Raw genomic sequence first — 26,568 nt, 5'->3', positions numbered from 1 at the left:
TGCTTCAATTTTTAGCTTATCCTCCCAAGTTAAGAGGTATTTAGCTATTTGGATCGCTGTCGACAACGACTTGGCCATTACGAGAGTCGTAATAGATGCTTAAGTTTTTATTATTATTGAACTCATAACGGCATTGATTAATCGCAATATAATTGGCCTTATAATCCGTCTCATCACTACTATCAAAGCGTGACACGCTAGGTTCTTCACCTTGGTACAGGGTTTGCCATACGGAAATACAATCTTCGACATTGTCGAGTGACGGAGAGGGCTCGTTATCGGTGAAATAGTGTTGAGCTGGCCACCCTGCGGCATTAAAATCCATCTCACCCGTTTCATCTTCACCAAAGGTGGGCAGGTTTTCAGCTGGGCCTGAGCCTACTCGAGTGGCCCAAACCGCATGGGCAAGGTTAATCCCCGCTTTAAATGCGCCGCCTGTGGCTTTTACACTGGCAATTTGAGCATCTTGAGAGACATTGACAAATTTAGGCAAGGCGGTCACAGCCAGTAGGCCTAGCACGATAATCACCACGACAAGCTCAATAAGGGTAAAACCACGCTGTTGCTGTTGAGATATCATGGTAAATATGTCCTTATAAAAATAACGTTGCAGCCGGGGATAAGCCAAGCGGTTTAATGAGCGTTTATGCTCATGACAGTTATAACGAGTAGTGTATTAGTAATTAATTTTAATCGTTTTTTAATCTAAAGAGAAGTGTATGGAGCATATCGCAAACTGGGATGACTTTATTGAGCAGCAGTCACAATTAGACTATTTTATTCAGCTGCAACATTTTGTCGCTGCCGAGCGCACCGCGGGTAAAGCCATTTATCCTAGTGAGGAGGAGGTATTTAATGCCTTTACCTTAACGCCGCTCGACAAGGTGCGCGTGGTGTTGATTGGGCAAGATCCCTATCATGGTGCTGGGCAAGCTCATGGCTTATGCTTTTCGGTTAAACCAGGCGTTAAGGTGCCCCCCTCATTGGTTAATATCTACAAAGAATTAGCGACGGATATCCCCAAATTTACCCCTCCAAATCACGGTGATTTACGTCAATGGGCAGCCCAAGGTGTACTGATGTTAAATACGGTATTAACGGTTGAACAGGGGAAAGCGCACTCTCACGCCAAAGCGGGCTGGGAAACTTTTACCGATAACGCCTTGGCACTGCTTAATGCGCAGTCGCAGCCGATTATTTTTGTGTTATGGGGGGCGCATGCGATTAAAAAGGCGAAGTTGATCATTCAGCCACATCACCAAAAGCTGACTGGGCCACATCCTTCGCCATTATCGGCCTATCGTGGTTTTTTTGGCTGTGCTCATTTCTCTAAAATCAATGAATTACTTTTACGACACCAGCAGCCCATTATCGACTGGCAAGTCTAATGCGTTCGCGACAACGGATTGAATTCATACTTGCTGTCGGGCCAATAGGTTATTATATTTAAAATTGTTGTGTTTTTATTAACTGCAGTCATTTGTATAAGCCAAGATGGCTTAGATAGGCGTGAATATGGATATCAGGATGAAGCGAGGAACGCTTGTTCGTTGGAATAAAGAGCAACGAGTTGGGATTATCGCCCCAGACGATGGGTCAGGTGAACTACGCATACTCGGGGCTAACTTATTACCTTATGAGCATATGCCTCAAGAAGGGCAGACCGTAGTTTATCGCCAGTGGAAAGATAGGCTTCGCGGTATCAAAGTGATCAAGGGAGAGATAGACCTTGGTAACCCCATCAAATTAACCTCACCTTTCGATAGTCCTAATAGCGCGATTGGCATCGACGCGATCAGCTGGCAATTTAAGGTTGGACTGGTGGTATTCGCCCTAGGATTAGCCAGTTTGCTTTATCTATTGATGATCAATTACGAGCTTGGTGCTGATGGGACTCAACCGCCTGAAGGGTTGTTTCCTGCAGGCTCAGAGCACTATATAGGCAAGCAAATACTGCCCAATACGGATTTTAGTTGTGATTCCCGCAAGCAGTGTTTACAGATGACCTCGTGCCAAGAGGCGCAATACTTTGTGCAGCACTGCCCAGGTTTTGAAAAGAAGGTCGGTGATATGCCCTGTGAAAAACTCTGGTGTAAGATGTAAGTTTGTTGGTTTCAGCCAATTAGAACACCTTAGCTAGGCGGTAATCGTCGGCTAACGCACCAGAGATCCGTTTGCCCTCTTGATCTAGCATAAATAATTGGTTCTCGCCGACTTGAAACTGCATAGGAGTTGCATCATTAGCTAGGCTAATCGCGCTGCCGCGTTCGTTCCAAGTAAAGTTGCCTTCCTTGATAATTAGCTCGCCAGACTCTCCTAGATAACGCTGCGTTAAACGATAACTAAGATCGGCGTTGATCACCAAGTGCGTCTCTATCCCTTCACAGCTGGCACAAGGCAGTACGCCCGAGTATTCTCCCGGCCAATCTAAGGCATTTTGGCTATTGTCGCCGATTGATGTCGTAGGCTCGCTCACAGCAGTGGCTATAGCAGGTGGTGTAGCGGTTGTCGGTGTTGCTGTGGTAGATGTTGGCGTATGACAAGCTGTTAGGGTTAGCGCGCCTAATAAGATAAGCAGTGGCTTCATAAAAACTCCTTATGGGTAAATATTGTTATGCATTAGATTTGTGCGGTATTTATTGAATTCAACAGATGGCTACCCTCTTCTTTAATCCTAGTTACGAACCATACACTATGCGCGTTGGGGTAATAATAACAGGCAAGGGCACATCCCAATGTTCGCACGGTAAGTGACGGACTTGCTGACAGTCATGGGCATAACCTACAGGTAAAGGTTTACCCGTTAGCGGCCAATGGGCAAGGGTGCGGTCATAATAACCCCCGCCCATCCCCATGCGATTGCCATTGGCATCAAATGCCACTAATGGCGCTATCACCATATCCAGTTGATGAGGCAGACGCATCTGCGTGATCGCCAGCTTGGGCTCAAATATACCGAGGCGATTTTTAATTAATGGAGAATCGGCTCGGTAGGCGAGAAAGATAAGGTTACCTGGCGAAAAGGGATGCAGCCGAGGCAGGTATACCTCAATCCCTCGTTGCCACAGCGCGTAAATTAAGGGCTGGGTATCGAGTTCACCATCGTTAGCTAAATACAGTGCCACTCGTTTTACGCCGCGCTCGGTGATTAACTGCAGGGCGTGTTGGCATGCTTGGTTGGCAAACTGACGCTGCTGCTTGCTAGATAATGCGTTACGGGCCGTTCGCACCTGTTCGCGCAACATTTGACGCGTAATAAGCATAGGTGTGGTGGATGATAATAGGGGTCTCAATGGCATACTTCCTGTAAAACGTCTGATTAACCGCTGCTCTGTAAAGGTTACCGTTAGGCTGAGCGCTCAGTGTAGCGTTAGGCAGGCTATCGATTCAATGGGTAAAATATTATCAACCCATAAGTGTTGCAAGGTGGGTAATTTGTTTCATTTGCAACCGGTGTAAAAAAGCCACCGCTGGTTAAAGCGATGGCTTAATTATTTGAATTGCTCCCCAAGGCGTTGTTACCTGTGTAGCCCTTGAACCCATAAGTGTTGCAAGGTGGGTAATTTGTTTCATTTGCAACAGGTGTAAAAAAGCCACCGCTGGTTAAAGCGATGGCTTAATTATTTGAATTGCTCCCCCAAGGCGTTGTTACCTGTGTAGCCTTTGAACCCATAAGCGTTTCAAGGTGGGTAATTTGTTTCATTTGCAACAGATGTAAAAAAGCCACCGCTGGTTAAAGCGATGGCTTAATTATTTGAATTGCGCCCCCAAGGCGTTGTTACCTGTGTAGCCTTTGAACCCATAAGTGTTTCAAGGTGGGTAATTTGTTTCATTTGCAACAGATGTAAAAAAGCCACCGCTGGTTAAAGCGATGGCTTAATTATTTGAATTGCTCCCCAAGGTGTTGTTACCTGTGTAGCCTTTGAACCCATAAGTGTTTCAAGGTGGGTAATTTGTTTCATTTGCAACAGATGTAAAAAAGCCACCGCTGGTTAAAGCGATGGCTTAATTATTTGAATTGCTCCCCAAGGTGCCGTTACCGGTGTAGCCCTTGAACCGTAGGTTCAAGGCGGGTAAATGATTAACTCCTAAGGCTTCTCGGTTCGAGCCGAGCTTGCGCAATGTCATTAAAGCATTCACCCTGGGTTTGTAAATATCGGCACAGGGACATAACCGACTCACGCACACCACAGGGAGCAAAAACGTTGCATCGATACTCAGTGAGTATCAGCTAATTGATGCTTCAATTAGCTTAGTCTTCTTTAGTCGAGCGCTCAACTAGCGCACTTTCTAAGGTCGACTGTAGCAGACCAATTTTATCATCCATCTGCTTTATATAATCTTGATTTTTCTTCTGTTCTTCTAACAGTTCATAGCCGATATTCAATGCGGCCATGATGGCAATCTCTTCCCGACTCAAATTATTGGTGCGGGCACGAAGGGTGCTTAACTGTTTTTCCAGTTTTGCCGCTACATGACGCAAAGCATCTTCTTGACCAATAGGGCAAGCGATGGAGTAGGTCCGGCCTAATAAGCTAATCTCTATAGCATGGCTACTCATTTGCTGATGTAGATCCTTTTATCGTGTTATTGAGCGGACTATATCGGTCTGTATCTTAAAGTGCAATAACACTTGGGTGCTAATAACACTTTGTTAGATTAAATGTTGTTTAGATAACCAATCACAGGCGCCTTGCGCGATAAATGGCGGTAAATCGCATCGCTTTTGGTGAAAACCTCGCCAACAGGCCCTGGCCTATGCGGGGGATTTTTCACCACCTATCAGTCGTCTTAGTGGGCATAATGTTTGGCAGTGGCACACGTTTTTAATCTTGGTCGATGTGGTCAATTCTGCTAGCATGTGCACAGATAAAATATGATTGGATATTAGTTATGGCAACGCCTCCCTCTTTAAGTATTGATAGCCTATTGGCCGAGCTCAATGGTGCTGAAATCGCTCAACATCCGGTAGAAGTACATGGCTCACTCGTGGGGCTTATTTGCGGTGGTGTGGGCCAAGCAAAAAGCGAATGGTTAAAGTCACTGTTAGAGTTAATTAATGATGGCCAATTACCGCCGCCATCGCTGACTCAACTGCTCGAAGAGCTCTACCAAGATACTGTCGCGCGGATCACCGATGCCGATTTTGGCTTTACGCCAATGGCCCCCGAAGAGGAAGAGCCGCTTAATAAGCGGGTTGAAGCACTCTCGTTATGGGTACAAAGCTTCTTAACGGGTCTGGCGATTGTGCAGCCTAAACTCAATCGCGCCTCTAAAGATGTCAAAGAGGTGATCAATGATCTGGCCGAAATCGCGCAGGTAGAATTTGACGTGGCCGACGATGATGAGTCTGAAGCGGCCTACATAGAACTGATGGAGTTTTCGCGCATGGCGGCACTGCTGTGCTACGCCGAATTTGGCCCACAGCCGAGTGAGATCACAGATCAAGACCCCAAAATTCATTAAGATTGCCAACAGCAAAAGTCACGGCAGGTGCCGCTAAGTATCTGCCTAAATAGAGAAATTGAATGACCGCGTCTCAGACCACAGTTGATTTTGATATCGCCATTGTTGGCGGCGCCATGGCCGGTGCCACGTTAGCCTTAGGGCTAGCCAAGCTGGCGCAGGAGCTCAAGCGTCCCTTAAAGGTCGCTTTGATTGAAGCCAGCCGTCCCGGTGGTCTGCATCCCGGTTTTGACGCCCGCTCAATCGCCATAGCGCAAGGCTCTATTTTCGAGCTGACCCGATTAGGCATCTGGCCTAAATTGGCCCATTTGGGCACCCCAATCGACAACATTCACGTGTCCGATCGCGGCCATTTCGGCATGACCACCCTCAATGCTAGCGACTTTCACCTGCCTTACTTAGGGCAAGTGGTCGAGCTAGAGCGTGTAGGCGCCGCGTTATTTGAACTCTTAGAGAAACAGCAGATTAGCCTGTATTGCCCGGCTAAGTTAGCCAGCATTCGCGCCGATATCGCCGCTAATTATTTGCTGCTTGATGATGGTCGTGAACTCAGCGCTAAGCTGGTAGTGGCTGCCGATGGGGTTAACTCGGTCGTCAGGCGTGACTTTACCTTGCCCCTTGAGCAAGTGGATTTCGAGCAGGTGGCGGTGGTGGCGAATATCGGCATCGACAAGCCCCATGGGCAATGGGCTTATGAGCGCTTTACCGACTCAGGCCCATTAGCCTTGCTGCCGATGGCCAATGTTGATGGTCAGGCTCGCATGTCTTTAGTGTGGGCATTGTCGCCCGCCATGGCGCAGCAAATGTTAACCTGCTCTAAATCGACCTTCTTAGCCAGTTTGCAGCAGGCCTTTGGCTATCGAGCAGGGCAATTTATCGAGGTTGGAGAGCGCCACGCTTATCCGCTTAAGTTGTCGTCAATGCCGCGGCCTATCTATCAGCGCACCCTATTTATTGGTAACGCCGCCCAAACCTTACACCCCATTGCCGGTCAAGGGTTTAACCTTGGGCTGCGTGATTTAGTCTGCGTTATCGATGCGGTGCGCGGCGCGCTATTAGCAGGAGACGATCTTGGCGGCGCTAAGCTGACCCATCACTATTTAGCTCAGCGCAGTCAAGACAGGGCATCGACCATTAACAATGTCGAGTTTTTGGTGCGCGGCTTCTCCAATCAACACTGGCCGCTGGTGGCCGGACGTAATATTGGGCTACGCCTCTTGTCGTGGTGTCCGCCGCTAAAAACCCCCATTGCCCGCCAAGCCATGGGATGGAAATCCCCTACAACTTCAGCCTCGTAGCGATAAAGGATACCCCTATGTTCAGCACTCAAACCTATGATGTAGCCATTGTTGGCGGTGGTATGGTAGGACTGGCAACTGCCATCGGTTTGGCGATGGAGTCGCTGCGGGTGGTGGTTATCGATGCCGGTGAAACCCAAGCCGTGTCGGGCGAGGCGCGTATGCGCGTCAGTGCGATTAACAAGGCCAGTCAACGTTTACTCACTCACCTTGGTGCTTGGGCCTATGTCGATGAGGCGCGCATGGGGCCATACCAAAAAATGGCGGTGTGGGACAAAGACGGCCTAGGTAAAATTGCTTTCGATGCCCACAGTATCAGCGAGCAAACCTTAGGCAGCATCATTGAAAATGACAACATCAGCCACGCACTGGCTAGCCGTGCGGCCGAGCTTGATGAGATAACCCATCTTGAAAATCGCCGCCTAGACAAAATTGCCTTTGGCGAGCGCGAAGCATGGCTCACCTTAGACAATGGTGACAACCTGTCGGCGGCCCTCGTGATCGGTGCCGATGGGGCCAATTCTTGGGTGCGTGAACAGTGCAAAATCCCGATGACCTTCTGGGATTATGGCCACCACGCCATCGTCGCCACGGTGCGCACCGAACTGCCTCACAATGACACCGCACGGCAGGTGTTTTTACAAGATGGTCCATTAGCCTTTTTGCCCCTGTTTGAAGCTAACCTCTGCTCTATCGTCTGGTCGGTGCCGCCAACAAAGGCACAAGCCTTACTCGACGGCGATGCGGTGCAGTTTGAGCGTAGCCTTACCGCCGCTTTCGACGGCAAGCTAGGCATGTGCAAGCTCGAAAGTGAGCCACAGGCTTTTCCACTGCGCATGCGTTATGCGCGCCACTTTGCCCGCCACCGCTTATTGCTGGCAGGCGACGCGGCCCATACCATACATCCATTGGCGGGGCAGGGGGTTAACCTTGGGTTTCTTGATGCCGCGGCCATTATCGAAACCCTGAGTGAACTGAGACGTACGGGTAAAGATTTGGGCGACTATGCCAATTTGCGCGCCCTTGAACGTTGGCGTAAAGCCGATGCGCTGGAGATGATAGCCGCAATGGAAGGCTTTAAGCGCCTCTTCGATGGGGCGAACCCAGTGAAACAAGCACTGCGAGATTTAGGGCTTAATTTGGTTGATAATTTTTCTCCTGTGAAAACACTGTTTATGCAACAGGCGATGGGCAATAAAAGCCGTCTGCCAGCCCTGTGTAAATAAGTATCATTGAAAATGAGTTTGGCCAACTTTACCTTTAAATACAGTGGCTTGAAAGGTTGCTGTGGTGTTGTTTTTTTGCGCTGTAAAAAAGCTACGATTAACGCATAAGAAAAAGTAATGTTAAATACGCTCGGATTAGAAAAATATCTTGTATACAAAACTGTGACGCAAGGTATAATTTCGCCGCATTTTGATACCATTGACCCGTCTTAGCAGGCGACATTGTCGATGCATCATATTCGACGCAATTGATGCAAAAATTCATCTTTGCAATCACATCCTGACCCAACGTACCCTACGTTCAGGTGTGTCTATAAATAAAGCACACCTAGGTGTCGCATAGCTCAAACCACAGGTGGAAACGGGATCTTATCCGAGCCTTTCGGTTAGTCCCGTTATCAATGTATTTCAGCCATGTTGTCACCGTCAGGTAAGACCCGAAAAGGGCATTAAAGAAGAGATAATAATGGCTAATAAAACTGTACTCTTTAACAAGCACTTGGAATCTAATGCCAAGATGGTCGACTTCCACGGTTGGGAAATGCCGATTAACTACGGCTCTCAAATCGAAGAACACCATGCTGTACGTCAAGACGCAGGTATGTTTGACGTCTCTCATATGACAGTGGTTGACGTAACCGGCACTCAAGCCTGTGAATTTCTGCGTAAACTGTTGGCAAACGACGTTGCCAAACTCACCGTACCGGGTAAAGCGCTTTACTGCGGTATGCTAGACCACAATGCTGGCCTTATCGACGACCTCATCACCTATTATCTCGACGACACCCATTACCGTATTGTGGTTAACTCTGCGACCCGTGAAAAAGACCTCGCTTGGATTGCTGAGCAAGTGAAGGGCTTTGATGTCACCATTACCGAACGTCCAGAAATGGCGATGATTGCCGTACAAGGCCCTAACGCCAAGGCGAAAGCTGCCAGCGTGTTTACTGCCGAGCAAAACGCCGCCGTAGAGGGGATGAAACCTTTCTTTGGTGTGCAATCAGGTTCTTTGTTTATTGCCACTACTGGTTATACCGGTGAAGCGGGTTACGAGATCATTGTGCCTGAAGATGAAGCGGCCGCCCTTTGGCAAGCACTACTCGACAATGGCGTTAAGCCATGTGGTTTAGGCGCGCGTGACACCCTGCGTTTAGAAGCAGGCATGAACTTATATGGCCTAGATATGGACGAAAGCGTTAACCCGCTCGAAGCCAACATGGCATGGACCATTGCCTGGGAGCCAAGCGATCGTGACTTTATTGGCCGTGAAGCGTTAACCGCCATCAAAGCGGCGGGTACCCATAAGCAAGTGGGCCTAGTGATGGAAGCCAAAGGGGTGATTCGCCCAGGTATGGATGTGTTCTTTACCGACGCGAACGGCGAAGAGCTGCAAGGGGTTATCACCAGCGGGACATTCTCACCGACCTTGGGCTATTCTATTGCCATGGCACGCTTGCCCAATTCTGTTGGCGATGTCGCAGAAGTAGAGATGCGTAAAAAGCGCGTGCCTGTTAAAGTCATAGCCCCTGGCTTTGTGCGTAACGGTAAACAAGTATTCTAATTTTTTAGCTTAACTTACACATTGTCTGATTAGTCAAAATTGAGTATTACGGAAAAAGGATTAAAAATAATGAGCAATATTCCAGCTGAACTAAAGTACGCTTCTTCACACGAATGGATCCGCAAAGAAGCAGACGGTTCATACACTGTCGGCATCAGTGAGCACGCCCAAGAGCTGCTAGGTGACATGGTATTTGTTGAGCTACCAGAAGTGGGTGACACAGTCACCGCCGGTGAAGACTGCGCCGTGGCCGAGTCGGTTAAAGCTGCCTCTGATATCTACGCACCAATTTCTGGCGAAGTGATTGCCGTTAACGAATCATTAGAAGATTCTCCAGAGCTAGTTAACAGCGACGCATACGGCGACGGTTGGTTCTTCCGCGTGATGCCATCTGACGAGTCTGAAGTTGACAGCCTACTTGATGCCGAAGGGTATCAAGAAGTTATCGACGAAGAGTAAGCGTCGAGCCCCTAAAGCCCCATGCCTAAATGACATGGGGTTTTTTGTTATACCGCCCTACATTAAAAATGAGACCGGTAACACCGCCCCCCTACAGGCAGGATACTGGCAAATATGGAACTAGGTTTATCATGACCACAGAAACTCTCACTCAGTTAGAGCAGCACGAACTCTTTATCCGTCGCCACATAGGACCGGACAGCGCAGAACAGCAAGAGATGTTGAACTTCGTTGGTGCAGAATCTTTAGAAGATTTAACACAGCAGATCGTACCTGAGTCGATTCGTCTAGGCCGCGACCTTGCTGTTAGCCCAGCATGTGGCGAAGCCGAAGGTATGGCGGCGATTCGCGCCATTGCCGATAAAAACAAGGTGTTTAAAAGTTACATAGGTATGGGTTACCACGGCACGCTAGTGCCAAGTGTTATCCAGCGTAATGTGTTTGAAAACCCAGGTTGGTACACCGCGTACACTCCATATCAGCCAGAGATCGCTCAAGGTCGTCTAGAAGCCATTTTAAACTTCCAGCAGGTGTCGATGGACCTAACCGGTCTTGATTTAGCCTCTGCTTCATTGCTAGACGAAGCCACCGCAGCAGCCGAAGCCATGGCGCTGGCGAAACGTGTCTCTAAGGCCAAGAAAGCCAATATCTTCTTCGTTGCCGATGATGTGTTCCCGCAAACCCTCGATGTGGTGAAAACCCGCGCCGAGTGTTTTGGCTTTGAAATTGTCACCGGTCCTGCCGAAGATGCCGTTAACTACGATCTGTTTGGCGCACTATTCCAATACACTAACCGTCACGGTCAAATTCGCGATTTCACTGCGCTTTTTGCTGCACTAAAAGAGAAAAAAGCGGTCGTGACCGTCGCCGCCGACATCATGTCGCTAGTGATGCTTAAATCACCAGGAACCATGGGTGCCGATGTGGTTTTTGGTAGCGCCCAGCGTTTTGGCGTGCCCATGGGCTTTGGCGGCCCACACGCCGCATTCTTCGTCTCGCGTGACGAGTACAAGCGGTCACTGCCGGGTCGTATTATTGGGGTGTCGCAAGATGCACGCGGTAACCGCGCGCTGCGTATGGCGATGCAAACCCGTGAGCAACATATTCGCCGCGAAAAAGCCAACTCAAACATCTGTACAGCACAGGTACTCTTGGCCAACATGGCTTCGTTCTACGCCGTATACCATGGCCCACAAGGGCTAAAAACGATTGCACAGCGTATCAACCGCTTAACTGATATCTTAGCCGCAGGCCTTAAAACCAAAGGCGTCGAGCTGGTTAACAACACTTGGTTCGATACCCTGTCATTTAAGGTTGCCGACAGCGCCGCTGTGATAGCGCGTTCGGTCGCGGCAGAGCTTAACTTGCGTGTCGATAGTGATGGCATTCTTGGGGTCAGCATCGCTGAGCCTACCACTCGTGCCGATATCGCTCAGCTATTTGATGTGATTTTAGGTGAAGGTCATGGCTTAGACGTTGCTGCAATGGATGCCGACATCGTCGCCAATGGCAATAGTTCAATACCAGCTGAGTTGGTGCGCACCGACGCTATCTTGACTCATCCAACTTTTAATCGCTACCACAGCGAAACCGAGATGATGCGTTATATCAAGCGTCTCGAAAACAAAGACTTAGCCCTAAACCACTCGATGATCTCGCTAGGCTCATGCACCATGAAGCTAAACGCCGCCACCGAGATGATGCCAGTCAGTTGGGCCGAGTTTGGCAATATGCACCCATTCTGCCCACAGGACCAAGCTCAAGGTTATGACGAGTTGCTCGAACAGTTGTCTGCATGGCTTGTTGATATCACAGGTTATGACGCCGTTTGCCTACAGCCTAACTCAGGCGCGCAGGGCGAATACGCGGGTCTATTAGCCATTAAGAAGTACCATGAATCCCGCGGCGATGCGCACCGAAATATCTGTCTTATCCCACAATCGGCTCACGGTACTAACCCAGCTTCAGCCCAGCTTGCCGGCATGAAAGTGGTGGTGACCGCGTGCGATAAAGCGGGTAACGTCGACATGGAAGACTTGAAAGCCAAAGCCGCCGAAGTGGCCGATAACCTTTCTTGCATCATGATCACCTACCCATCGACCCACGGTGTGTATGAAGAGACAGTGCGCGAGATCTGCGACGTCATTCACAGCCATGGCGGCCAAGTCTACCTAGACGGAGCTAACATGAACGCGCAAGTGGGCTTAACGACTCCTGGCTTCATCGGCGCCGATGTATCGCACCTTAACCTACATAAAACCTTCGCGATCCCGCATGGCGGCGGCGGACCCGGTATGGGCCCTATTGGTGTTAAGGCTCACCTTGCGCCTTTTGTTGCGGGTCACACAGTGGTTAAACATGGCCGCGAATCAGACAACAACGGCGCAGTATCGGCTGCACCATACGGTAGCGCCAGCATTTTGCCTATTACTTGGATGTACATTAAGTTACTGGGTTTCCAAGGCTTAAGACAATCGACCCAAGTGGCCCTGCTTAATGCTAACTACATGATGAAGAAGCTATCTGCCCATTACCCTGTGCTGTACACAGGCCGTAATGACCGTGTGGCTCACGAATGCATCATAGATCTGCGTCCGCTTAAAGAAGCTTCTGGCGTGACCGAAATGGATATCGCTAAGCGTCTAAATGACTATGGTTTCCACGCGCCAACCATGAGCTTCCCGGTTGCAGGCACCTTAATGATTGAGCCAACGGAATCAGAGTCTAAAGTCGAGCTAGACAGATTCATCGATGCGATGATCTCAATTCGCGGCGAAATCGCTCGAGTCGAAGCTGGCGAGTGGCCAGTGGACAACAACCCACTGCACAACGCGCCGCATACCATGGCTGACATCATGGATAGCGAGTTTGACTCACGTCCTTATAGCCGTGAACTGGCGGTATTCCCAAGTGCTGCAGTTAAGGCGAACAAGTTCTGGCCAACGGTTAACCGTATCGACGATGTTTACGGCGACCGTAATCTAATGTGTTCTTGTGCACCGATTGACGATTACAAATAAAATGGCTACTTGTGATAACGACAATTGAAGTTGGAAACCGCGTAATCGAAGTTGGAAACTGCAATTGAAGTTGGAAACTAACTAAGTATAGAAGGCGAACCTGATGGTTCGCCTTTTTATTGGGTAATTATTCGTGAACTACCACAATGTATTCGCTGCTAAATTTATAAGGTAATTCTTTCTGCGTTAATACTTGATTGTTTTTATTTCAGGATATAAACCTGTATAGTCTTAAAAAGAGTATCTTAAAAATTAACTACAGTTTTTCATAAAGAGGTAATGGTCTTCATTGTTGAGCTTCATTACGTAAAGGAATATCAGATTTTATAGGAAACTTTTTCCTTACTGTAAATGGTGTCATCAGTAACAGATAATAAGAATCAAGGAATACCAACTCACATGAACTCTCCAATCAAAAGCACTCAGTTAACTCGTCTTGGGTATGAGTATCAGGACCTAGTATGTATAAGGATATTGGTTAATTGGTACCACGATAGGGATAAATATGAGTGGGTAAAAGTAGAAAGTACCTCATTGCCTGACGCAAAGGTAACTAGTTTAGATGATGTTATTGCCCTTAGACCAGACGGAAAATACGAGCTAACCCAGGTTAAGTTCACAATTGATGCGGACAGAGAGGATCTTACACTTAGTTTTGATTGGCTCACCTATCGAAAAGGGAATGGCACTAATTACGAATTGAGTTTAAGAGCTAGGGTTCAAAAGGAATATGAAGAGGCTTTATCTTGAACAACTTTACGGCAGTTAAATCATCTATGGATAGCAGTGAAAACATTAAAGAAGAAATAGTAGCAGAAATTACACGTCGAAAAGAAGTTTATAAGAAATCTCCCGCTGATATGGTGTCTGCATTTAATCGCGAAATAGAAACTGAAAAGGAGTATAACGGCAGGCAATTATTAGAACTTCTTCAAAATGCAGATGATGAAAACTCAGAAGAGGTTTATATCGAGCTTGATACTGAAAGAGGTGTTTTAAGTATCAATAATCGTGGTATCAATTGTACTTCGTTTAGTGCTGAAGGTGTTCGATCTCTAATGATTTCAAACTTAAGCACCAAAATATCGAAAAAGTTCATAGGAAACAAAGGGCTTGGTTTTCGTTCGATAATTAATTGGAGTAAAAAGGTCTCTATTAGAAGTAACGACTTGAAACTAGACTTTTCAAAAGAAGTCGTAAATGAAATCTTCAACGGGTTATTCTCTTTGGAAGAAAGAGCCGCTATTAGAAAGGCACAAAACTTACCTGAGTCTGTTTGTCCAATCCCATTTTTATCCGTTCCAAAAATCAGCGATGATAATAATCAGGATTGGAATACTTCAATTGATATATATTATAAAGTCGGTTTTTTAAGTGATATTAAAAAGCAGATAGGTGAGCTAAAAAATGAGATCTTACTTTTTCTAAATTCAATCCAAACTCTTACTGTTGTTATTGATGGGAAATGCGTTAAGTCGATAAATAAAGAAGAACTAAGCAAAAAGTGGATTGTTTTTGAACGTAAGGGCAGCATCCCTGATGAATTGTGGGATAAAGAAAATGTAGAAGAGTTTTTTGATTTAAAAATAGCCCTTCAAGATAACTTGTCTTGCGATATTAGAGAAGTGTTTGCTTACTTTCCTACTAAATTAGTTGTTGATTTTCCTTTTGTTATTCATGGTTCTTTCGAATTAAACAGTTCCAGAAATGAGATTAATGACAGTGAGAAAAACAGATTCATTTTAAAAGAGCTAGTAAAGTTAATTATTGATACAGCGAAATCCTTGACGGAAGGCAACATTAGTTATAAAGCTATAGAACTTTTATCATATAACAGTCCTAATAACATTTTGATGGGGTTAGGGTTCTACGATGCGATTGACGATGCGATCAATTCATTAGAGGTGTTTCCTTGTGTTGACAGAACTTATAGAAAAAGATCAGAGGTTATATTTATAGATGAGCTTGCTAATTTTGTCCGCTCTATTAACCAAGAGTTCATATTTGAAAATCTGTTAATTCCATTAGATGGTACTGTTGACCTTTCGAATTTTAATTTAAATAGAAGCGTAGATACTGAAAGTTTAAAAGTATTAAGTAAAAATATAGATGATATAGAAGATAGAGCTTCTATGATTCATATGATTTACCACACTTTTAAACTTGAGGAGAAATTAGAGTTTTTGATTGACTCAAGTGGTGCGTTGATCTCTCTTGATGATGAAGTATATACGCCTTCATCTGTAGATATTAGTGTACCTGATTATGTCAGTATCAAGTTTATTCATACTGATTTGTTTGAATTATTGATCAAAAAATTTGAGATTGATTCGAATGAAAAAGCTCGTGAATTACAGAGAACTTTGAAACTAATCACTAATATTCAACAATATCAGCCCACACCAGTACTTCAGAAAATCGTTTCAAATGCCAATCGTTTAATTAAAGAAGATGAGAGTAGAGCAGAAGAAATCATAACCAGTATGGTTCGTTCTCTGTATGAAAACTTCATTAAGTTGAACTCCCCTCAACAAATACCTGATTCAAAAATCCGACTTTACGATAAAGGTAACACTTTAGCTGATGCAAGGGATTTATTTTTATCTAAATACTATCCTTCTGGAACTTTAAACGAGTTCTTATTCGAAGGTATATTTGAAGATAGTGTCTTTTTATCAGCGCCTTCAAAATATGGGCTGGGTCAAGAAGACCCCAATAGAGTAGAAGAGTTTTTTTTATGGTTAGGTGTTAACAAACACAGCAAGTTTAATGAAGTTAAAGGTAAGAGAAACTTAGAGTATGAAAAATTTGTTTTTCAGTGTGTTAGCCGCCCTGTTGGTTATCGAGTAGGTTCGTTTTTTTACAGAGAAATCGAAAATTTTAACTTTATAGCTCAAAAAATATCTCTAGAAAAGTTAGTCATTTGGTTTATCCAGGATAAAGATATCTATAATCAGTTAGATGATTCAACAAATACTGATAGGTTTACCTATAACAAGGATAGAGAGGGTTATAACTATTATGGTCATGTAATTTCATGTAAGCCTTCGTTTATTAAGTACCAAGTAAAATCTCTAGGGCTGGTTAGAGACTTATTTTTTTCTAATGAAAAGTTAAGCTCATTAATAAATAAGATAAAATTCGACTTTAGTCATGAAAAATTTGAATTTTACGATATTAGTCGTGCTGATGTAGAAAGTTTGTTATTAAAAATTGGTGCGACTGATAAATTTGAAAAGCTATCTTTGGGAGCCGTACAGAGAATTATTAATGAACTTCCGGAAAAGTCTTCTGATGGACGACAGATCTACAGGCGATTTATAAGTTGGCAATCAAACACTTTGAAGTTAATAGACAACCTTTGGGAAACCAAGACGCGAAACTTTTTGCTTTAAAAGGACAAACTCGTTCTTATCACGCCGCTGATAGAGTTTTTTATAATGGTAATATAAAACTTCCTCGGAAGATTGCTGCAAGTGTACCAGTGTTGTATTACCCAAGAAGACAAAATACTCAAAATATAATCGAGTTTTTTGGAGTGCAGAACTTAAATGAATTGGATGTCAAAGTTACGAGTATATCTTCTTTACCTGCGTTAACTCGTAACTTCTCATCATTTTTAGAGGAAATTGCCCCCTATATTCTGGTTTATCGTATTCAAGATATTGATAAGGATCAGTCTGCAAAAGCAGAATTAGCAAAGTTGAGACGGTATAGAATAGTCCTGTGCGAGGACGTTAAATATCAGATTAGTAAGGAAAGCTATCGGCTCGAAAATAATGATTACATTAAACATGAAAACGACTTTGTCATAAAGGTTAGACCTGAGTCTACGGTAGAGGATCTTAGATATGATTTTGATTTCCAAGAAACCTTTGCAGACATAATAGGGTTAATTTTCGATATTCAGGACACAAGAGTATTCCGAGATGTTGTTAAGGAAAATGCTTCTTATCTAGAAAAAACTATTAAGAATGATATTGGTGAAGAAGAGTTAATTAGGACAAGAGAATTACTAGGGATTTCTGATGAACTGTATTCATTCTGGAAAACAGTGTATTCCTTATTGGATAAAACTTATAGGTTTGAATCTAATGATCATTTGCTTGAAAGTGTGTCGACTGAGCTTGAATTGCAAATTGATGTTAGAAGGATAAATTTTAAGCAGTTGGACAGTCTTGAAAGTTGTAGTGTAATTAAAGAGCTTTTTGCTCAGAAGGGAGTAAGTGTTGCTGACTTCAATCGTTCAGAATTTGCGTATTATAAGATAGATCTATCAAAGTATCATATTAATGAGCTCAAGCAGGCGTTTGAGAGATATCTACATTTATTCAAAAGGAAATTATATCAATGGTGCATAGTAAACTCTAAAGAACCCCAATTTACTCATTACGTATCGCAATACGAGAATAACGACAATTTCATTATTTTGTCAGCTAGACAAAATAAACAAACTTTTGACATGGACTACGAAGAGTATGTCACTAACTATATCTCAGATATTTTAGGGCATGAACCTATCGAAGAAACACAAATTGATTTTGAAGATTTGTACGATAAACATACTGAATTAATTGATGTTGATAGGGTTGAAGGTGATCAAGAACTAATGAGTCTAATGTTTTTTTCTCATAAGTGGGAAGAAGTTACAACTCGTATTAATGAAAAACTTGAGTCTGAGAATGTTACAAAGAAACCTCACGGTGTTGAGGGTTCTGTTCGACAAACCAAACGAATAAAGAGTGCATCTCTTAGTAAACCTGGAAATATCAAAAACAACCAAAGTAAATCGAAGAAACCATTTAAACACTCAAAATCATTATCGGATAACAATAGAATCAGCGGTAAAAGATCTGAAGAAGACGTTTATAATTCTCTTGTTAAACAATTTGGTAAAGAAAAAGTTACTTGGGTATCTAAAACTAGTGATGGTGATGGTTACGATATTAAATATATTAATGAACTTGACGTAACGAAGTATGTTGAAGTTAAAACGTACTCTGGTGATAGATTTCATTTGAGCACGAATGAGCTTGAATTTGCTAGGAAGAATATTGGGAATTATGAAATTTTTTTAGTTTCTAATGAGATTCTTAGAATTGAACATATAGACTTTGATGATAAAGAACGGTTCCATCTAGAAAACAGAGAATATGTTGTTTCTTTTAAAATAGAGTAGTGAGCCTCAAAATTGTTAATTATTGGTTAGGAAATGAGGAAGGTTTAAATATTTAACTTAATCATCTATGGATAGCAGTGAAAACATTAAAAAAGGAATAGAAATAGAAATTACTAGTCTAAAAGAAGTTTATAAAAAATCTCCCGCTGATATGGTGTCATTAATGAGGTGGAGCTAACGATTTCTTAATAGTGCTTTTTTCCATTATTAATGACATAAACACGATACTACAGTGGAAAAAAGCATTATTGTGATTGGTTAATGAATTAGGTGTTCTCGCACCATTATTTTCTCTTTGGTAATTCGGGCGGTAAACCCCGATATATAAAGCCCTTTAGCCTAGTTTCCAACTACTATTGCTTTATCAGTAAGTTTTCGGCAACAAGAAAGGGGCAAAGTTTCCAACTAGGTTTGTAACAAGCCTTTTCGTAAATTATTGAAAAATAAAGGTTCTTAGTTTCCAACTAGATCTGTTGTGATCAACTTGTGTTACCGAGTAATTAAGTGGGTTAACACAACTTTCAAAAGGTGAGCATTTTGCTCACCTTTTTTGTTTTGACGACCAGGTATATTATTCTTTACTTCAATATAGTTGGTTCGCGTTCACGACAAAGGTAAAAAGAACGTTTGGTGCCAATTAGTCTGCGAGGATGTGAGTGGTTAGCTTTCTACATTGGTAAGATCAGACCAATGTTTGCATTCATTGGCTCTGGAAAGGCATTATTTCTGGCTAAAAATGGCAAACGCTATGTTCCGGGTAAATTGTCTGACATGGCATCACAGTACGTGAAATTAGCGGGGGGGGGTTGACCGCAGTGGCGCGTGCCATCTATACCGCCACAATACAGCAACAATACAGCAACAACTATGTTGGATAATTGAGCTGACCTTCGACACATCCAAGAAATTCTGGACCTATGCCAGTATTCTTACTACGCAACTTTACACGCATTGAATCGCCACTACTTTACTAGACGATTTTTAGCCTCATTAAAATGGTGACGTTTTGATGTTTATCAACGGCGCACCTAGCTAGGCAGTAGCACTCAGTATTTGGCGCGAAAAACTCCCATATTATGAAATGAAAATCCAGAACCTATCACCAATAAGTTATCGTGATCGAGGGCCTTGGTAAGCTGTTACTTTTCTTTATTGGTATTTTTGTAGGATTAATTTAATACTTGGCGCCATGCATTAGGTGTTATAGCGAACACTGTGTTTTGTAATTGTTGATTTGTAAAATTACCTTTAGCTTAATATTAAATCGATGGTAATTAAATTCCTTATAAAACAAGAGTCGATATTTTGATGGTTACATTCGGTAACGCTAATTAACTATTTTTTAGTAAACTTTCATAACAAGTTGCTCACGCTTTGTTTCGTTGCTCCCTCTGTTAAGCGTTGATAATATCCGCGCACTTTCTGCTTTGAATACATTTATATGAAAAATCATGATTATATCTCCTCCCAACGTCCTATTTTGGTTCAAGGGGCGATGGACGTAGAAATTGAAACGTTGGTTGAAGCTCTCGATCAAGTGTCAGTAAAAACGTTTGGGTCATGGACTTTCTGGCAAGGCCAAATTAATGGTCAGTCAGTGGTGGTTTCTCGAACCGAAATTGGTTTAGCTAATGCTGCTGCGGCGACGACTTTGGCTATCGAGCATTATCAGCCAAGGCTCATCATCAACCAAGGCACAGCAGGTGGACATGATCCTAAGTTATTTCGTGGCGATATAGTGGTTGGCACCAGTAGTTTTAACATGGGCTCTTACAAGACTGAGTACACAGAGAAAGGTCAGGGGATGCACCCTGCCAACTGGCAAAACTTTGATATGACAATGTATTTGCGCGAAAACGGCCAAGTAGTTAAACACAATCACTTTAAGGCGGACTCAGCCTTGGTTGAGCTGGCAATGTCCTTGGCTCACACCTATGACAAAGGGCAAGTGGTCACAGGTGTGATTGGTACGGGTGATGAGTGGAACCGAGAGGTAGACCGGATAAACTGGTTCCATCAACATTTTAATACGGCCATTGAAGAGATGGAGACGTCAGCAGCCGCTATGGTTGCCGAAGCCTATAAAATCCCATTTGTCAGTATTCGTGTATTGTCTAATACCGATCAGCATGGTCAAGATTTTGAGCCTCAAACGGCCGTTGATTGCCAATGTTTTGTGCTAAATATAATTAATGCATTAAACAAATCAAATTATGTGGCTAATTAATGTGCTATTTAGAACTGAATTAGCACTGAGCATGTTTATAACTATTTATTTGTGGACTTTATTTGATAATAAAGTCCAGTTTTGTTTGTTTATAAATTCCGGATTAAATTAATGCAAACCTTAGTTAGTATTTTAGGCATTGTTTCACTACTGCTTGTGGCATATATTGCCTCTGAAAACCGTAAAAAAATTAATTATCGAACAGTCGGTGTAGCGTTTTTGCTGCAATTAACCTTGGGTGCATTTGTTATGTACTCATCTGTTGGTCAGTCTGTAATTTTAAATATGGCGGAGGCTGTCTCAAATGTTATTGGTTATAGTAATGAGGGCATGTCATTTATTTTCGGTGGCCTAGTCAGTGACAAAATGTATGAACTGTTTGGTTCAGGAGGTTTTGTCATTGCCTTTAGAGTACTGCCAATCATGGTGTTTTTCTCAGCGATTTCAGCCGTTCTCTATCATTTAGGGATAATGCAGTTAGTCGTTAAATGGGTCGGAGGCGCGCTACAAAAGCTGCTTAACACCAGTAAAGCCGAATCAATGTCGGCCGGAGCTAACATCTTTTTGGGGGTAACCGAGGCGCCACTCTTAATTAAGCCTTATATCCCTCAAATGACCCGTTCTGAACTGTTTGCCGTTATGTGCGGCGGACTCGCCTCGATTGCCGGTACCATGTTGGCTGGCTATGCCCAGCTAGGTATTAAGATGGAATATCTGTTGGCGGCTTCTTTTATGGCAGCTCCTGGTGGCCTACTATTTGCCAAGTTGCTGATCCCACAAACAGAAAACGTTACCGATAACGAGCTTGAGGTTACTGAAGAAGATAAGCCTCGTAATGTCATAGATGCCGCGACGTCGGGCACCATGAGTGGTCTGTCATTAGCCTTGGCGGTAGGGGCTATGCTGTTCTCATTCGTCAGTTTGGTTGCCTTGATGAACGGTATGATTGGTGGCATAGGTGGCTGGTTTGGCATTGAATCTTTAAGCCTGCAAATGATCTTAGGCTATTTGTTTGCTCCAGTGGCGTGGTTAATGGGGGTGCCTTGGAACGAAGCCATGTTAGCGGGTTCTTTTATTGGCCAAAAAATTGTGATCAACGAATTTTTTGCTTATATCAATTTGGCTCCCTACCTGACCGGTGACACATTAGTTGCAGCTACCGGACAACCAATGTCTGAGCGCACACAAGTGATCTTGTCATTTGCGCTGTGCGGTTTTGCCAATTTTGGCACTATCGCCATCGCCATCGCAGGGATTGGTAGTCTGGTGCCTGAGCGTCGCTCTGAAATTGTCAGTCTCGGCTTAAAGGCGCTGGTCGCGGGTATTTTGTCAAATCTAATGGCTGCCACCATCGCCGGTTTATTTATGTCTCTGGTATAAGTTTTTTAGGTGCAGTAAACCCTATTTAACCTTATGGCGTAGCGCCCAGCAGTCAGGTTAGTCGCAACGAACAACAACCCAGCTTAGGCTGGGTTGTTTTTATGGACTAATTTAATGCTGCTGCTTAGTGAACATAAAAAGCCAAAAAATATGGCTGCCCTGCCTTTTTTGGTCTGCTTTTGATAGCAGTGCAGCACGGTAATGAATCTGCCAGCTTATGCTTGGTCGGGGTTGCATCTAGGATGGTTAGCCAGCAAAATCGACACTTATCGCCAGCGTGACCCAAGGCTAACCGCCTATGGAAAAGCAAAATTAGCGCTAACAACAAAGGCAAAAAAGGTAAAAGGGCAAATATAAATATGCAGCAAGGATTTCCCATTACGGTAGCGGCCGATGGCCAATTTTCCAGTTCGCTTAACCCCTTGTTGACCCAGCTGGAGATGTGGTTAAATTTTCAGGCGCTAAAAGCGGATTGGTACAGTAATGAAGATTTCATCTTGTCTTTCGATTTTACCTTAGTGAGATCCTTAGCAGAGAAAGCCGAGCATTTGACAAGCGCACAGGCGGACACACAAGCGAGCATACAGGCAGAGAATGAAAAGGGTGAAGAAAGCCCAGCGGCCGATCTTGAAAAGCGTTGGAGAGTCGAATCGGGTTATGCCTACCAGTATGACAGTAGCAAGCTAACGACCACGGCTTTTATTGCCGTAGATGATCTGCTTGAGGACGGCGTTGGTATCGAGCAGGGGATAAAGGCCAGATTAATTGCGGTGGCTAATGCTGTTGCACATCATCATGGCCTCATTGCTTTGTCTGAGTAATGGCTACTTAACCTCGATAATACTGCCTTAAACCTCGTTTTATGCAGCACTTTTCGTAAAGAGTTTGATACCAGTCAACTCCTGCTTAGAGCCTTAGACTGGCCTTGTCATCGGCAATAACGCCATTATTTACGTCAAATTACCACTAATTTTTTCTCATTAAAAATAATGGCTTGTATCAATATCTAAATGCTGGCGGTTAAACCTTACTGTGATAAGACTTAGCTAAGAGACTTTAGTTGTGCGGGGGCAATGGTGGCGCGGGTAGTAGATAAAGCGGAAAGTGAACCAGTGTAAACACGCTATCGATTTACGCTGCCTCACATCGTATTTGTCTTACTCTTACTTTCACATAGCCGTCTGGTTTGCTGAATCTACCTGCATCCAATCGACGGTGACGCCGGCTTGCTCAAACATATCTTGGCTGACTTTAATTTTGTCGCCCCAGCGCGAGAGAAAGTCTTCGCTGGGTTGTGGGCTATGTACGGCACGTAAACCTGTTTGGATGATTTTGGCGGCGCAGTTAGGGCAGGGGAAGTGGGTCACCCAGATCTCGCAGCTGCTAAGGTCGCGCTTGGCGTGGAGAATGGCGTTCTCTTCGGCGTGCAGAGTTTTAAGCAGTTTCATCTCACGGTTGTCGGTTTCGGCGCTATCAGATATGCCGTGGGGATAGCCGTTAAAACCTAAAGAGACGATGCGATTGTTTTCGGTGATCACTGCGCCCACTTGGGTGGAGGGATCTTTACTCCAAGATGCTACGAGCTCGGCCATCTGTAAAAAACGTATTGCCCATTTTGTCATCATCGAGTTGGAGCTCCTATGGTGTATGGCTGAGTTGGTCTAGGCGCTATTTTCTATGGAGAACAATGATAAAGCAACCTTCAATTAGCGCCGTGATGACGTGTCTCGCTTCCTCCCTGTCCTCACTTCATGCTTGTGCCTTTTTTACGCGGCTTTATTTAAATTTTGTGAACTGCACACCTATATTTCAGCGAACACTTGTACGCATAATGTGTGGCTCAGTATTTGGTCAACGTTATGGTTAAAGTTTTTGAGCCGTGTTTTGACCATCGTTTTACTTGCGTATGACAATGGAGTTTGCAATGCCCAACAATCACGCCCCTTTTTCGTCGTATATCGACGTGCAATGTTCGCAGTGCAGGCAGAAGATAGGTCTCAATGTGGCAATCTGCCCGCAATGTCATGCTGGCCAAGGGTTGGAAGCACTTGCTGGCATCGACCCGAACGTACAAATCAAAAACCAAACCCTCACCATTTGGTTCGGCTTGTTGTTTGGTGTGTTCGGCTTACACCAGTTCTATTTAGGGCATTACGTAAGAGGCAGTTTGTACTTAGTCTTTTGCTGGACGTTAGTGCCGATGATTGTTGGCTGGGTTGATGCGATGAGAACCCTGACCATGAGTTCGTTTAAGTTTAACCAACGTTATGGCTGCCGTTCGGCCTTGTATCGCTAATTCCCAACGGGTTCCGGTGCGGCAATCTTGGCACAGGAGTCATGGTTATCTGGGGTGCAAAACTTGATCGGAGTGTGGATTACTTCGTCATATTGTTGTTTGGTCACAATTTTATGCAGGGTCAATATCGCTTCTCGTCCCATTTCATAGGGATTTTGGCCAATATTTATATGTGCCAAATGCTCTTGTAACATGGTTAATTGGCGGGGCGCTGCGTCAGTCATAATAACGACCACCTCCTTGTTATCAATTTTATCTTTGAAGGGAGTGATCATGCTGCGATAAAGGTCGACATTATTTTGCGGCCAGCCTCCAACAGCAATAAAGGAATCGGCCTTTATGGGCCTACCTTTCATGACTGACTCCATCTGTTTCACGGCCTGTGTTAACTTGTCAAAATTTAAAAAAGGCTCGCGCGCTTCGGTCCATCCACGCTCGTTTTTCAGTTGCAACCCGGGAGCGGTACCATATTTTTTGCCTGATAACGCGGAGCGAATACCCATAATTCTCTGGTTCAAATTGGGCGAGTCTGGCCGTCCGGTTTGAATAACCAATGTTCCACCCTCGGGGCGAAGCTTTTTCAACCCTTCTCCTAACGCCTTACCAAGTTCAACATTGTCGGTTCCGATGTAAGCTAAACGCAAGCTTTGGTAGTTGTTTTGGGGGGAGATATCAACATCAGAGTCATAGGTGATAACAGGGATGCCGGCCTCTTTGGCTTTTTGTAAGCTATTTTCGGCGAGAAATTTAGATTGCGTCACCGATACGGCAATACCATCAATGCCCTCATCGATCAGTTGCTCTATGATTCGATTTTGTACTCTTACGCTGGCGATTTCAGGCCCACGATATATGCATTCAACGCCTTCTATTTGAGCGGCGGCGTCTTTACAGCCATGGCCACTTCGATCAAAAAAAGCGCTGTAAAATTTGGGGACAACAGCAAACCTTAAGGCTTTTGCGCTCACACAAAAGCTGGGTAATAGGGTTAACGCAATAAATAGGACAACGGCTCTTGCCACATTTGCTCCTAGCAATGATGAGATGGTTGGCTTAATGCGGATGTTGATTTTTGAGGATCAATGTAACAAAGCTGTTAGCTTAAAGATATGGGGCAAAATAGATATTGATGATTTATTTAGCAGTTTACAGTAAAGGATTGATATTGAGTAACTTGTGTCGATTCACGCCTGCTATTTAAGGTGGGGCGTTGGCTGTTAGGATGCGAATTAAACTGTGCAATTAAGCCGTGCTTAAGCAGAGGTAATAGCCTTGTGCGGCACACTCATTCAGACAGGATCAGTGAGTGGGTTGATGGGGGACAAGCGCATTGTTATACAATGAAAAAAGCCAGCGGTTAATCGCTGGCTTTTATGTTGGAGCGTAATCGTATTAACGATAAAAGGCTTCAACTGTGCCTTTTACGGTCAACAACAGTGGTTGGCCGCGACGGTCTAAGGATTTTGACGGGATTTTTACCCACCCTTCGCTGATACAATACTCTTCTACATCGAAACGTTCTTTACCGTTAACACGAATGCCGATGTCGTGTTCGAAGATCTCTGCCACATGGTGTGGGCTACGAGGATTAACTGAAAGGCGATCCGGTAAGGCGGGTTGTGCTGCTGGTGTATTAGTGTCGTTCATGGTCGCTGTCTGTAATGGATAAAACGTGCGCTATTGTAGGCAATACTGGCCCTTTGCTCAAGAAATTAACCTAGCAATATTAGGGTTAAATGTGTGATCCGTGACGTCATAGGGCTTAGCGTTAAGGGCACCGCGGTGGATTTTACCTAGGGGTTGAGCCGCACATCACAGCGGTTAGTTAGCCACAACTCATGCTTGGTCATCACCTTGCTGAACATGTTGCTTTGTAGATAATCAGTTAACCATTGGCGAACGTGTGGGTAGGGCGACTGCAGATACCATTGGCGCTCGACGCGGGCAAATTGGCGAATAAACGGCAGCAAGGCGATGTCGGCTAGGCTTTCTCTGTCGGCCATCAGGTATTGATGCTGGGTTAATAGTTGCTCTAACTGACTGATGTAGACTTCACAGGCTTCGCGGCACGCGATGATATTGGTTTCGCTGTAACGCTTAGCACATTTGTAGTTCTCTAGGCAGGGCTTAAACTTGTTATCAAAGCGATAGATTAAAGTTTGCATGTCAGCGAGCATCTCATCATCCCCTGTGAACAGCAGATCGTCTGGGTCATTCATGCTCAGTGCCCACAACATCACCTCAAGGCTTTCTTCTATCACAGTGCCGTTTGGGGTGATTAACACTGGCACTGTGCCCTTAGGCGATGCCGCTAACATTTCAGCGGGTTTATCTTTTAATATAATGTCTCGCAGCAAAACTGGCAGCTGGGATTTATAAATCGCGATTCTCGCCCGCATGGCGAAGGGGCAATTTCTTAGCGAATAGATAATAGGTAAGTTACTATTTTTATTCAT

At 44.4% G+C, this 26,568-nt stretch carries 23 protein-coding genes and 1 other RNA gene; 15 read left to right on the top strand and 9 right to left on the bottom strand.

The window, feature by feature from the left end:
* Positions 1-40: 40 nt before the first annotated feature.
* Positions 41-580 carry a type II secretion system protein gene (locus AC5YBZ_RS13715; RefSeq protein ID WP_494521039.1) on the bottom strand — a complete coding sequence of 180 codons (540 nt, stop codon included), beginning with the start codon at positions 578-580 and terminating at the stop codon, positions 41-43.
* A 139-nt stretch (positions 581-719) separates the two neighbouring features.
* On the opposite strand from AC5YBZ_RS13715, the gene ung reads away from it, so the two are divergent.
* Both ung and AC5YBZ_RS13705 read left to right on the top strand, forming a co-directional pair.
* A complete protein-coding gene (gene ung, locus AC5YBZ_RS13710) occupies positions 720-1,388 on the top strand; it encodes a uracil-DNA glycosylase (RefSeq protein WP_494521040.1) in 669 nt (222 codons plus the stop codon).
* Positions 1,389-1,527: 139 nt separating this feature from the next.
* Positions 1,528-2,103, top strand: coding sequence for a hypothetical protein (locus tag AC5YBZ_RS13705; protein ID WP_494521041.1), 576 nt, complete (start codon positions 1,528-1,530; stop codon positions 2,101-2,103).
* Between the two features lie 19 nt (positions 2,104-2,122).
* Here the strand turns inward: AC5YBZ_RS13705 and AC5YBZ_RS13700 are convergent, their stop codons facing one another.
* The 4 genes from AC5YBZ_RS13700 to AC5YBZ_RS13685 form a co-directional block, all read right to left on the bottom strand.
* The gene (locus AC5YBZ_RS13700) at positions 2,123-2,587 is read right to left on the bottom strand and encodes a copper resistance protein NlpE (protein ID WP_494543048.1); all 465 of its coding nucleotides are present in this window, start codon (positions 2,585-2,587) and stop codon (positions 2,123-2,125) included.
* A gap of 91 nt (positions 2,588-2,678) precedes the next feature.
* Positions 2,679-3,299 carry a 5-formyltetrahydrofolate cyclo-ligase gene (locus AC5YBZ_RS13695; RefSeq protein WP_494521043.1) on the bottom strand — a complete coding sequence of 207 codons (621 nt, stop codon included), beginning with the start codon at positions 3,297-3,299 and terminating at the stop codon, positions 2,679-2,681.
* A 719-nt stretch (positions 3,300-4,018) separates the two neighbouring features.
* Positions 4,019-4,199: non-coding RNA, 6S RNA (gene ssrS / locus AC5YBZ_RS13690), on the bottom strand.
* A gap of 53 nt (positions 4,200-4,252) precedes the next feature.
* Positions 4,253-4,561, bottom strand: coding sequence for a cell division protein ZapA (locus tag AC5YBZ_RS13685; protein ID WP_475514703.1), 309 nt, complete (start codon positions 4,559-4,561; stop codon positions 4,253-4,255).
* Positions 4,562-4,893: 332 nt separating this feature from the next.
* Here AC5YBZ_RS13685 and AC5YBZ_RS13680 point away from each other — a divergent pair, with 332 nt between their 5' ends.
* The 12 genes from AC5YBZ_RS13680 (at position 4,894) to AC5YBZ_RS13625 (ending at position 22,637) form a co-directional block, all read left to right on the top strand.
* The gene (locus AC5YBZ_RS13680) at positions 4,894-5,466 is read left to right on the top strand and encodes a UPF0149 family protein (protein WP_475514702.1); all 573 of its coding nucleotides are present in this window, start codon (positions 4,894-4,896) and stop codon (positions 5,464-5,466) included.
* A 62-nt stretch (positions 5,467-5,528) separates the two neighbouring features.
* On the top strand, positions 5,529-6,764 hold the full coding sequence (gene ubiH / locus AC5YBZ_RS13675) for a 2-octaprenyl-6-methoxyphenyl hydroxylase (protein WP_494521045.1): 1,236 nt from the start codon (positions 5,529-5,531) through the stop codon (positions 6,762-6,764).
* A 17-nt stretch (positions 6,765-6,781) separates the two neighbouring features.
* Entirely contained in the window at positions 6,782-7,990 is a 1,209-nt protein-coding gene (locus AC5YBZ_RS13670) for an FAD-dependent monooxygenase (RefSeq protein ID WP_494543047.1), read from the top strand.
* A gap of 466 nt (positions 7,991-8,456) precedes the next feature.
* Entirely contained in the window at positions 8,457-9,551 is a 1,095-nt protein-coding gene (gene gcvT, locus AC5YBZ_RS13665; RefSeq protein WP_494543046.1) for a glycine cleavage system aminomethyltransferase GcvT, read from the top strand.
* Positions 9,552-9,620: 69 nt separating this feature from the next.
* Positions 9,621-10,010 carry a glycine cleavage system protein GcvH gene (gcvH, locus tag AC5YBZ_RS13660; protein WP_110457408.1) on the top strand — a complete coding sequence of 130 codons (390 nt, stop codon included), beginning with the start codon at positions 9,621-9,623 and terminating at the stop codon, positions 10,008-10,010.
* A gap of 131 nt (positions 10,011-10,141) precedes the next feature.
* The gene (gene gcvP, locus AC5YBZ_RS13655) at positions 10,142-13,030 is read left to right on the top strand and encodes an aminomethyl-transferring glycine dehydrogenase (RefSeq protein WP_494543045.1); all 2,889 of its coding nucleotides are present in this window, start codon (positions 10,142-10,144) and stop codon (positions 13,028-13,030) included.
* 399 nt (positions 13,031-13,429) lie between these two features.
* Complete coding sequence (locus AC5YBZ_RS13650) at positions 13,430-13,780, top strand: hypothetical protein (protein ID WP_494543044.1); 351 nt, start codon at positions 13,430-13,432, stop codon at positions 13,778-13,780.
* Positions 13,777-16,425, top strand: coding sequence for a sacsin N-terminal ATP-binding-like domain-containing protein (locus AC5YBZ_RS13645; protein WP_494543043.1), 2,649 nt, complete (start codon positions 13,777-13,779; stop codon positions 16,423-16,425). Before AC5YBZ_RS13650 ends, AC5YBZ_RS13645 begins: the two co-directional genes overlap by 4 nt.
* Entirely contained in the window at positions 16,356-18,209 is a 1,854-nt protein-coding gene (locus AC5YBZ_RS13640) for a protein NO VEIN domain-containing protein (protein WP_494543042.1), read from the top strand. Before AC5YBZ_RS13645 ends, AC5YBZ_RS13640 begins: the two co-directional genes overlap by 70 nt.
* Before the next feature lie 1,441 nt (positions 18,210-19,650).
* A complete protein-coding gene (gene mtnN / locus AC5YBZ_RS13635; protein WP_494543041.1) occupies positions 19,651-20,436 on the top strand; it encodes a 5'-methylthioadenosine/S-adenosylhomocysteine nucleosidase in 786 nt (261 codons plus the stop codon).
* A 111-nt stretch (positions 20,437-20,547) separates the two neighbouring features.
* Positions 20,548-21,816 (top strand): NupC/NupG family nucleoside CNT transporter, encoded by a 1,269-nt coding sequence (locus AC5YBZ_RS13630; protein WP_494543040.1) that lies wholly within the window; start codon positions 20,548-20,550, stop codon positions 21,814-21,816.
* A 359-nt stretch (positions 21,817-22,175) separates the two neighbouring features.
* On the top strand, positions 22,176-22,637 hold the full coding sequence (locus tag AC5YBZ_RS13625; protein ID WP_494543039.1) for a hypothetical protein: 462 nt from the start codon (positions 22,176-22,178) through the stop codon (positions 22,635-22,637).
* Between the two features lie 348 nt (positions 22,638-22,985).
* Here AC5YBZ_RS13625 and AC5YBZ_RS13620 read toward each other — a convergent pair whose 3' ends face one another.
* Positions 22,986-23,441, bottom strand: coding sequence for a dCMP deaminase family protein (locus AC5YBZ_RS13620; protein ID WP_475514686.1), 456 nt, complete (start codon positions 23,439-23,441; stop codon positions 22,986-22,988).
* Between the two features lie 299 nt (positions 23,442-23,740).
* Between AC5YBZ_RS13620 and AC5YBZ_RS13615 the strand changes: the two genes are divergently transcribed.
* Positions 23,741-24,112: a TM2 domain-containing protein gene (locus AC5YBZ_RS13615; RefSeq protein ID WP_494521057.1), complete on the top strand. Its 372-nt coding sequence runs from the start codon at positions 23,741-23,743 to the stop codon at positions 24,110-24,112.
* On the opposite strand, the gene AC5YBZ_RS13610 is transcribed toward AC5YBZ_RS13615, so the two are convergent.
* The 3 genes from AC5YBZ_RS13610 to AC5YBZ_RS13600 form a co-directional block, all read right to left on the bottom strand.
* The gene (locus AC5YBZ_RS13610; protein WP_494521058.1) at positions 24,109-25,134 is read right to left on the bottom strand and encodes a substrate-binding domain-containing protein; all 1,026 of its coding nucleotides are present in this window, start codon (positions 25,132-25,134) and stop codon (positions 24,109-24,111) included. The two genes, AC5YBZ_RS13615 and AC5YBZ_RS13610, sit on opposite strands and share 4 nt — an antisense overlap.
* 370 nt (positions 25,135-25,504) lie before the next feature.
* Positions 25,505-25,759 (bottom strand): DUF3297 family protein, encoded by a 255-nt coding sequence (locus AC5YBZ_RS13605; protein WP_494521059.1) that lies wholly within the window; start codon positions 25,757-25,759, stop codon positions 25,505-25,507.
* A gap of 146 nt (positions 25,760-25,905) precedes the next feature.
* Positions 25,906-26,568 (bottom strand): glutathione S-transferase, encoded by a 663-nt coding sequence (locus AC5YBZ_RS13600; protein WP_494543038.1) that lies wholly within the window; start codon positions 26,566-26,568, stop codon positions 25,906-25,908.

This window comes from Shewanella sp. 553 (assembly GCF_059338375.1).
Note: the sequence above shows the minus strand (reverse complement) of the source record. Positions and strands in the feature narration are given on the sequence as shown.

Excerpts from the sequence above, each read along its gene's own strand:
- AC5YBZ_RS13715 (WP_494521039.1), bottom strand. The coding sequence starts at position 580 with ATGATATCTCAACAGCAACAGCGTGGTTTTACCCTTATTGAGCTTGTC.
- ung (WP_494521040.1), top strand. The coding sequence starts at position 720 with ATGGAGCATATCGCAAACTGGGATGACTTTATTGAGCAGCAGTCACAA.
- AC5YBZ_RS13705 (WP_494521041.1), top strand. The coding sequence starts at position 1,528 with ATGAAGCGAGGAACGCTTGTTCGTTGGAATAAAGAGCAACGAGTTGGG.
- AC5YBZ_RS13700 (WP_494543048.1), bottom strand. The coding sequence starts at position 2,587 with ATGAAGCCACTGCTTATCTTATTAGGCGCGCTAACCCTAACAGCTTGT.
- AC5YBZ_RS13695 (WP_494521043.1), bottom strand. The coding sequence starts at position 3,299 with ATGCCATTGAGACCCCTATTATCATCCACCACACCTATGCTTATTACG.
- AC5YBZ_RS13685 (WP_475514703.1), bottom strand. The coding sequence starts at position 4,561 with ATGAGTAGCCATGCTATAGAGATTAGCTTATTAGGCCGGACCTACTCC.
- AC5YBZ_RS13680 (WP_475514702.1), top strand. The coding sequence starts at position 4,894 with ATGGCAACGCCTCCCTCTTTAAGTATTGATAGCCTATTGGCCGAGCTC.
- ubiH (WP_494521045.1), top strand. The coding sequence starts at position 5,529 with ATGACCGCGTCTCAGACCACAGTTGATTTTGATATCGCCATTGTTGGC.
- AC5YBZ_RS13670 (WP_494543047.1), top strand. The coding sequence starts at position 6,782 with ATGTTCAGCACTCAAACCTATGATGTAGCCATTGTTGGCGGTGGTATG.
- gcvT (WP_494543046.1), top strand. The coding sequence starts at position 8,457 with ATGGCTAATAAAACTGTACTCTTTAACAAGCACTTGGAATCTAATGCC.
- gcvH (WP_110457408.1), top strand. The coding sequence starts at position 9,621 with ATGAGCAATATTCCAGCTGAACTAAAGTACGCTTCTTCACACGAATGG.
- gcvP (WP_494543045.1), top strand. The coding sequence starts at position 10,142 with ATGACCACAGAAACTCTCACTCAGTTAGAGCAGCACGAACTCTTTATC.
- AC5YBZ_RS13650 (WP_494543044.1), top strand. The coding sequence starts at position 13,430 with ATGAACTCTCCAATCAAAAGCACTCAGTTAACTCGTCTTGGGTATGAG.
- mtnN (WP_494543041.1), top strand. The coding sequence starts at position 19,651 with ATGAAAAATCATGATTATATCTCCTCCCAACGTCCTATTTTGGTTCAA.
- AC5YBZ_RS13630 (WP_494543040.1), top strand. The coding sequence starts at position 20,548 with ATGCAAACCTTAGTTAGTATTTTAGGCATTGTTTCACTACTGCTTGTG.
- AC5YBZ_RS13625 (WP_494543039.1), top strand. The coding sequence starts at position 22,176 with ATGCAGCAAGGATTTCCCATTACGGTAGCGGCCGATGGCCAATTTTCC.
- AC5YBZ_RS13620 (WP_475514686.1), bottom strand. The coding sequence starts at position 23,441 with ATGATGACAAAATGGGCAATACGTTTTTTACAGATGGCCGAGCTCGTA.
- AC5YBZ_RS13615 (WP_494521057.1), top strand. The coding sequence starts at position 23,741 with ATGCCCAACAATCACGCCCCTTTTTCGTCGTATATCGACGTGCAATGT.
- AC5YBZ_RS13605 (WP_494521059.1), bottom strand. The coding sequence starts at position 25,759 with ATGAACGACACTAATACACCAGCAGCACAACCCGCCTTACCGGATCGC.
- AC5YBZ_RS13600 (WP_494543038.1), bottom strand. The coding sequence starts at position 26,568 with ATGAATAAAAATAGTAACTTACCTATTATCTATTCGCTAAGAAATTGC.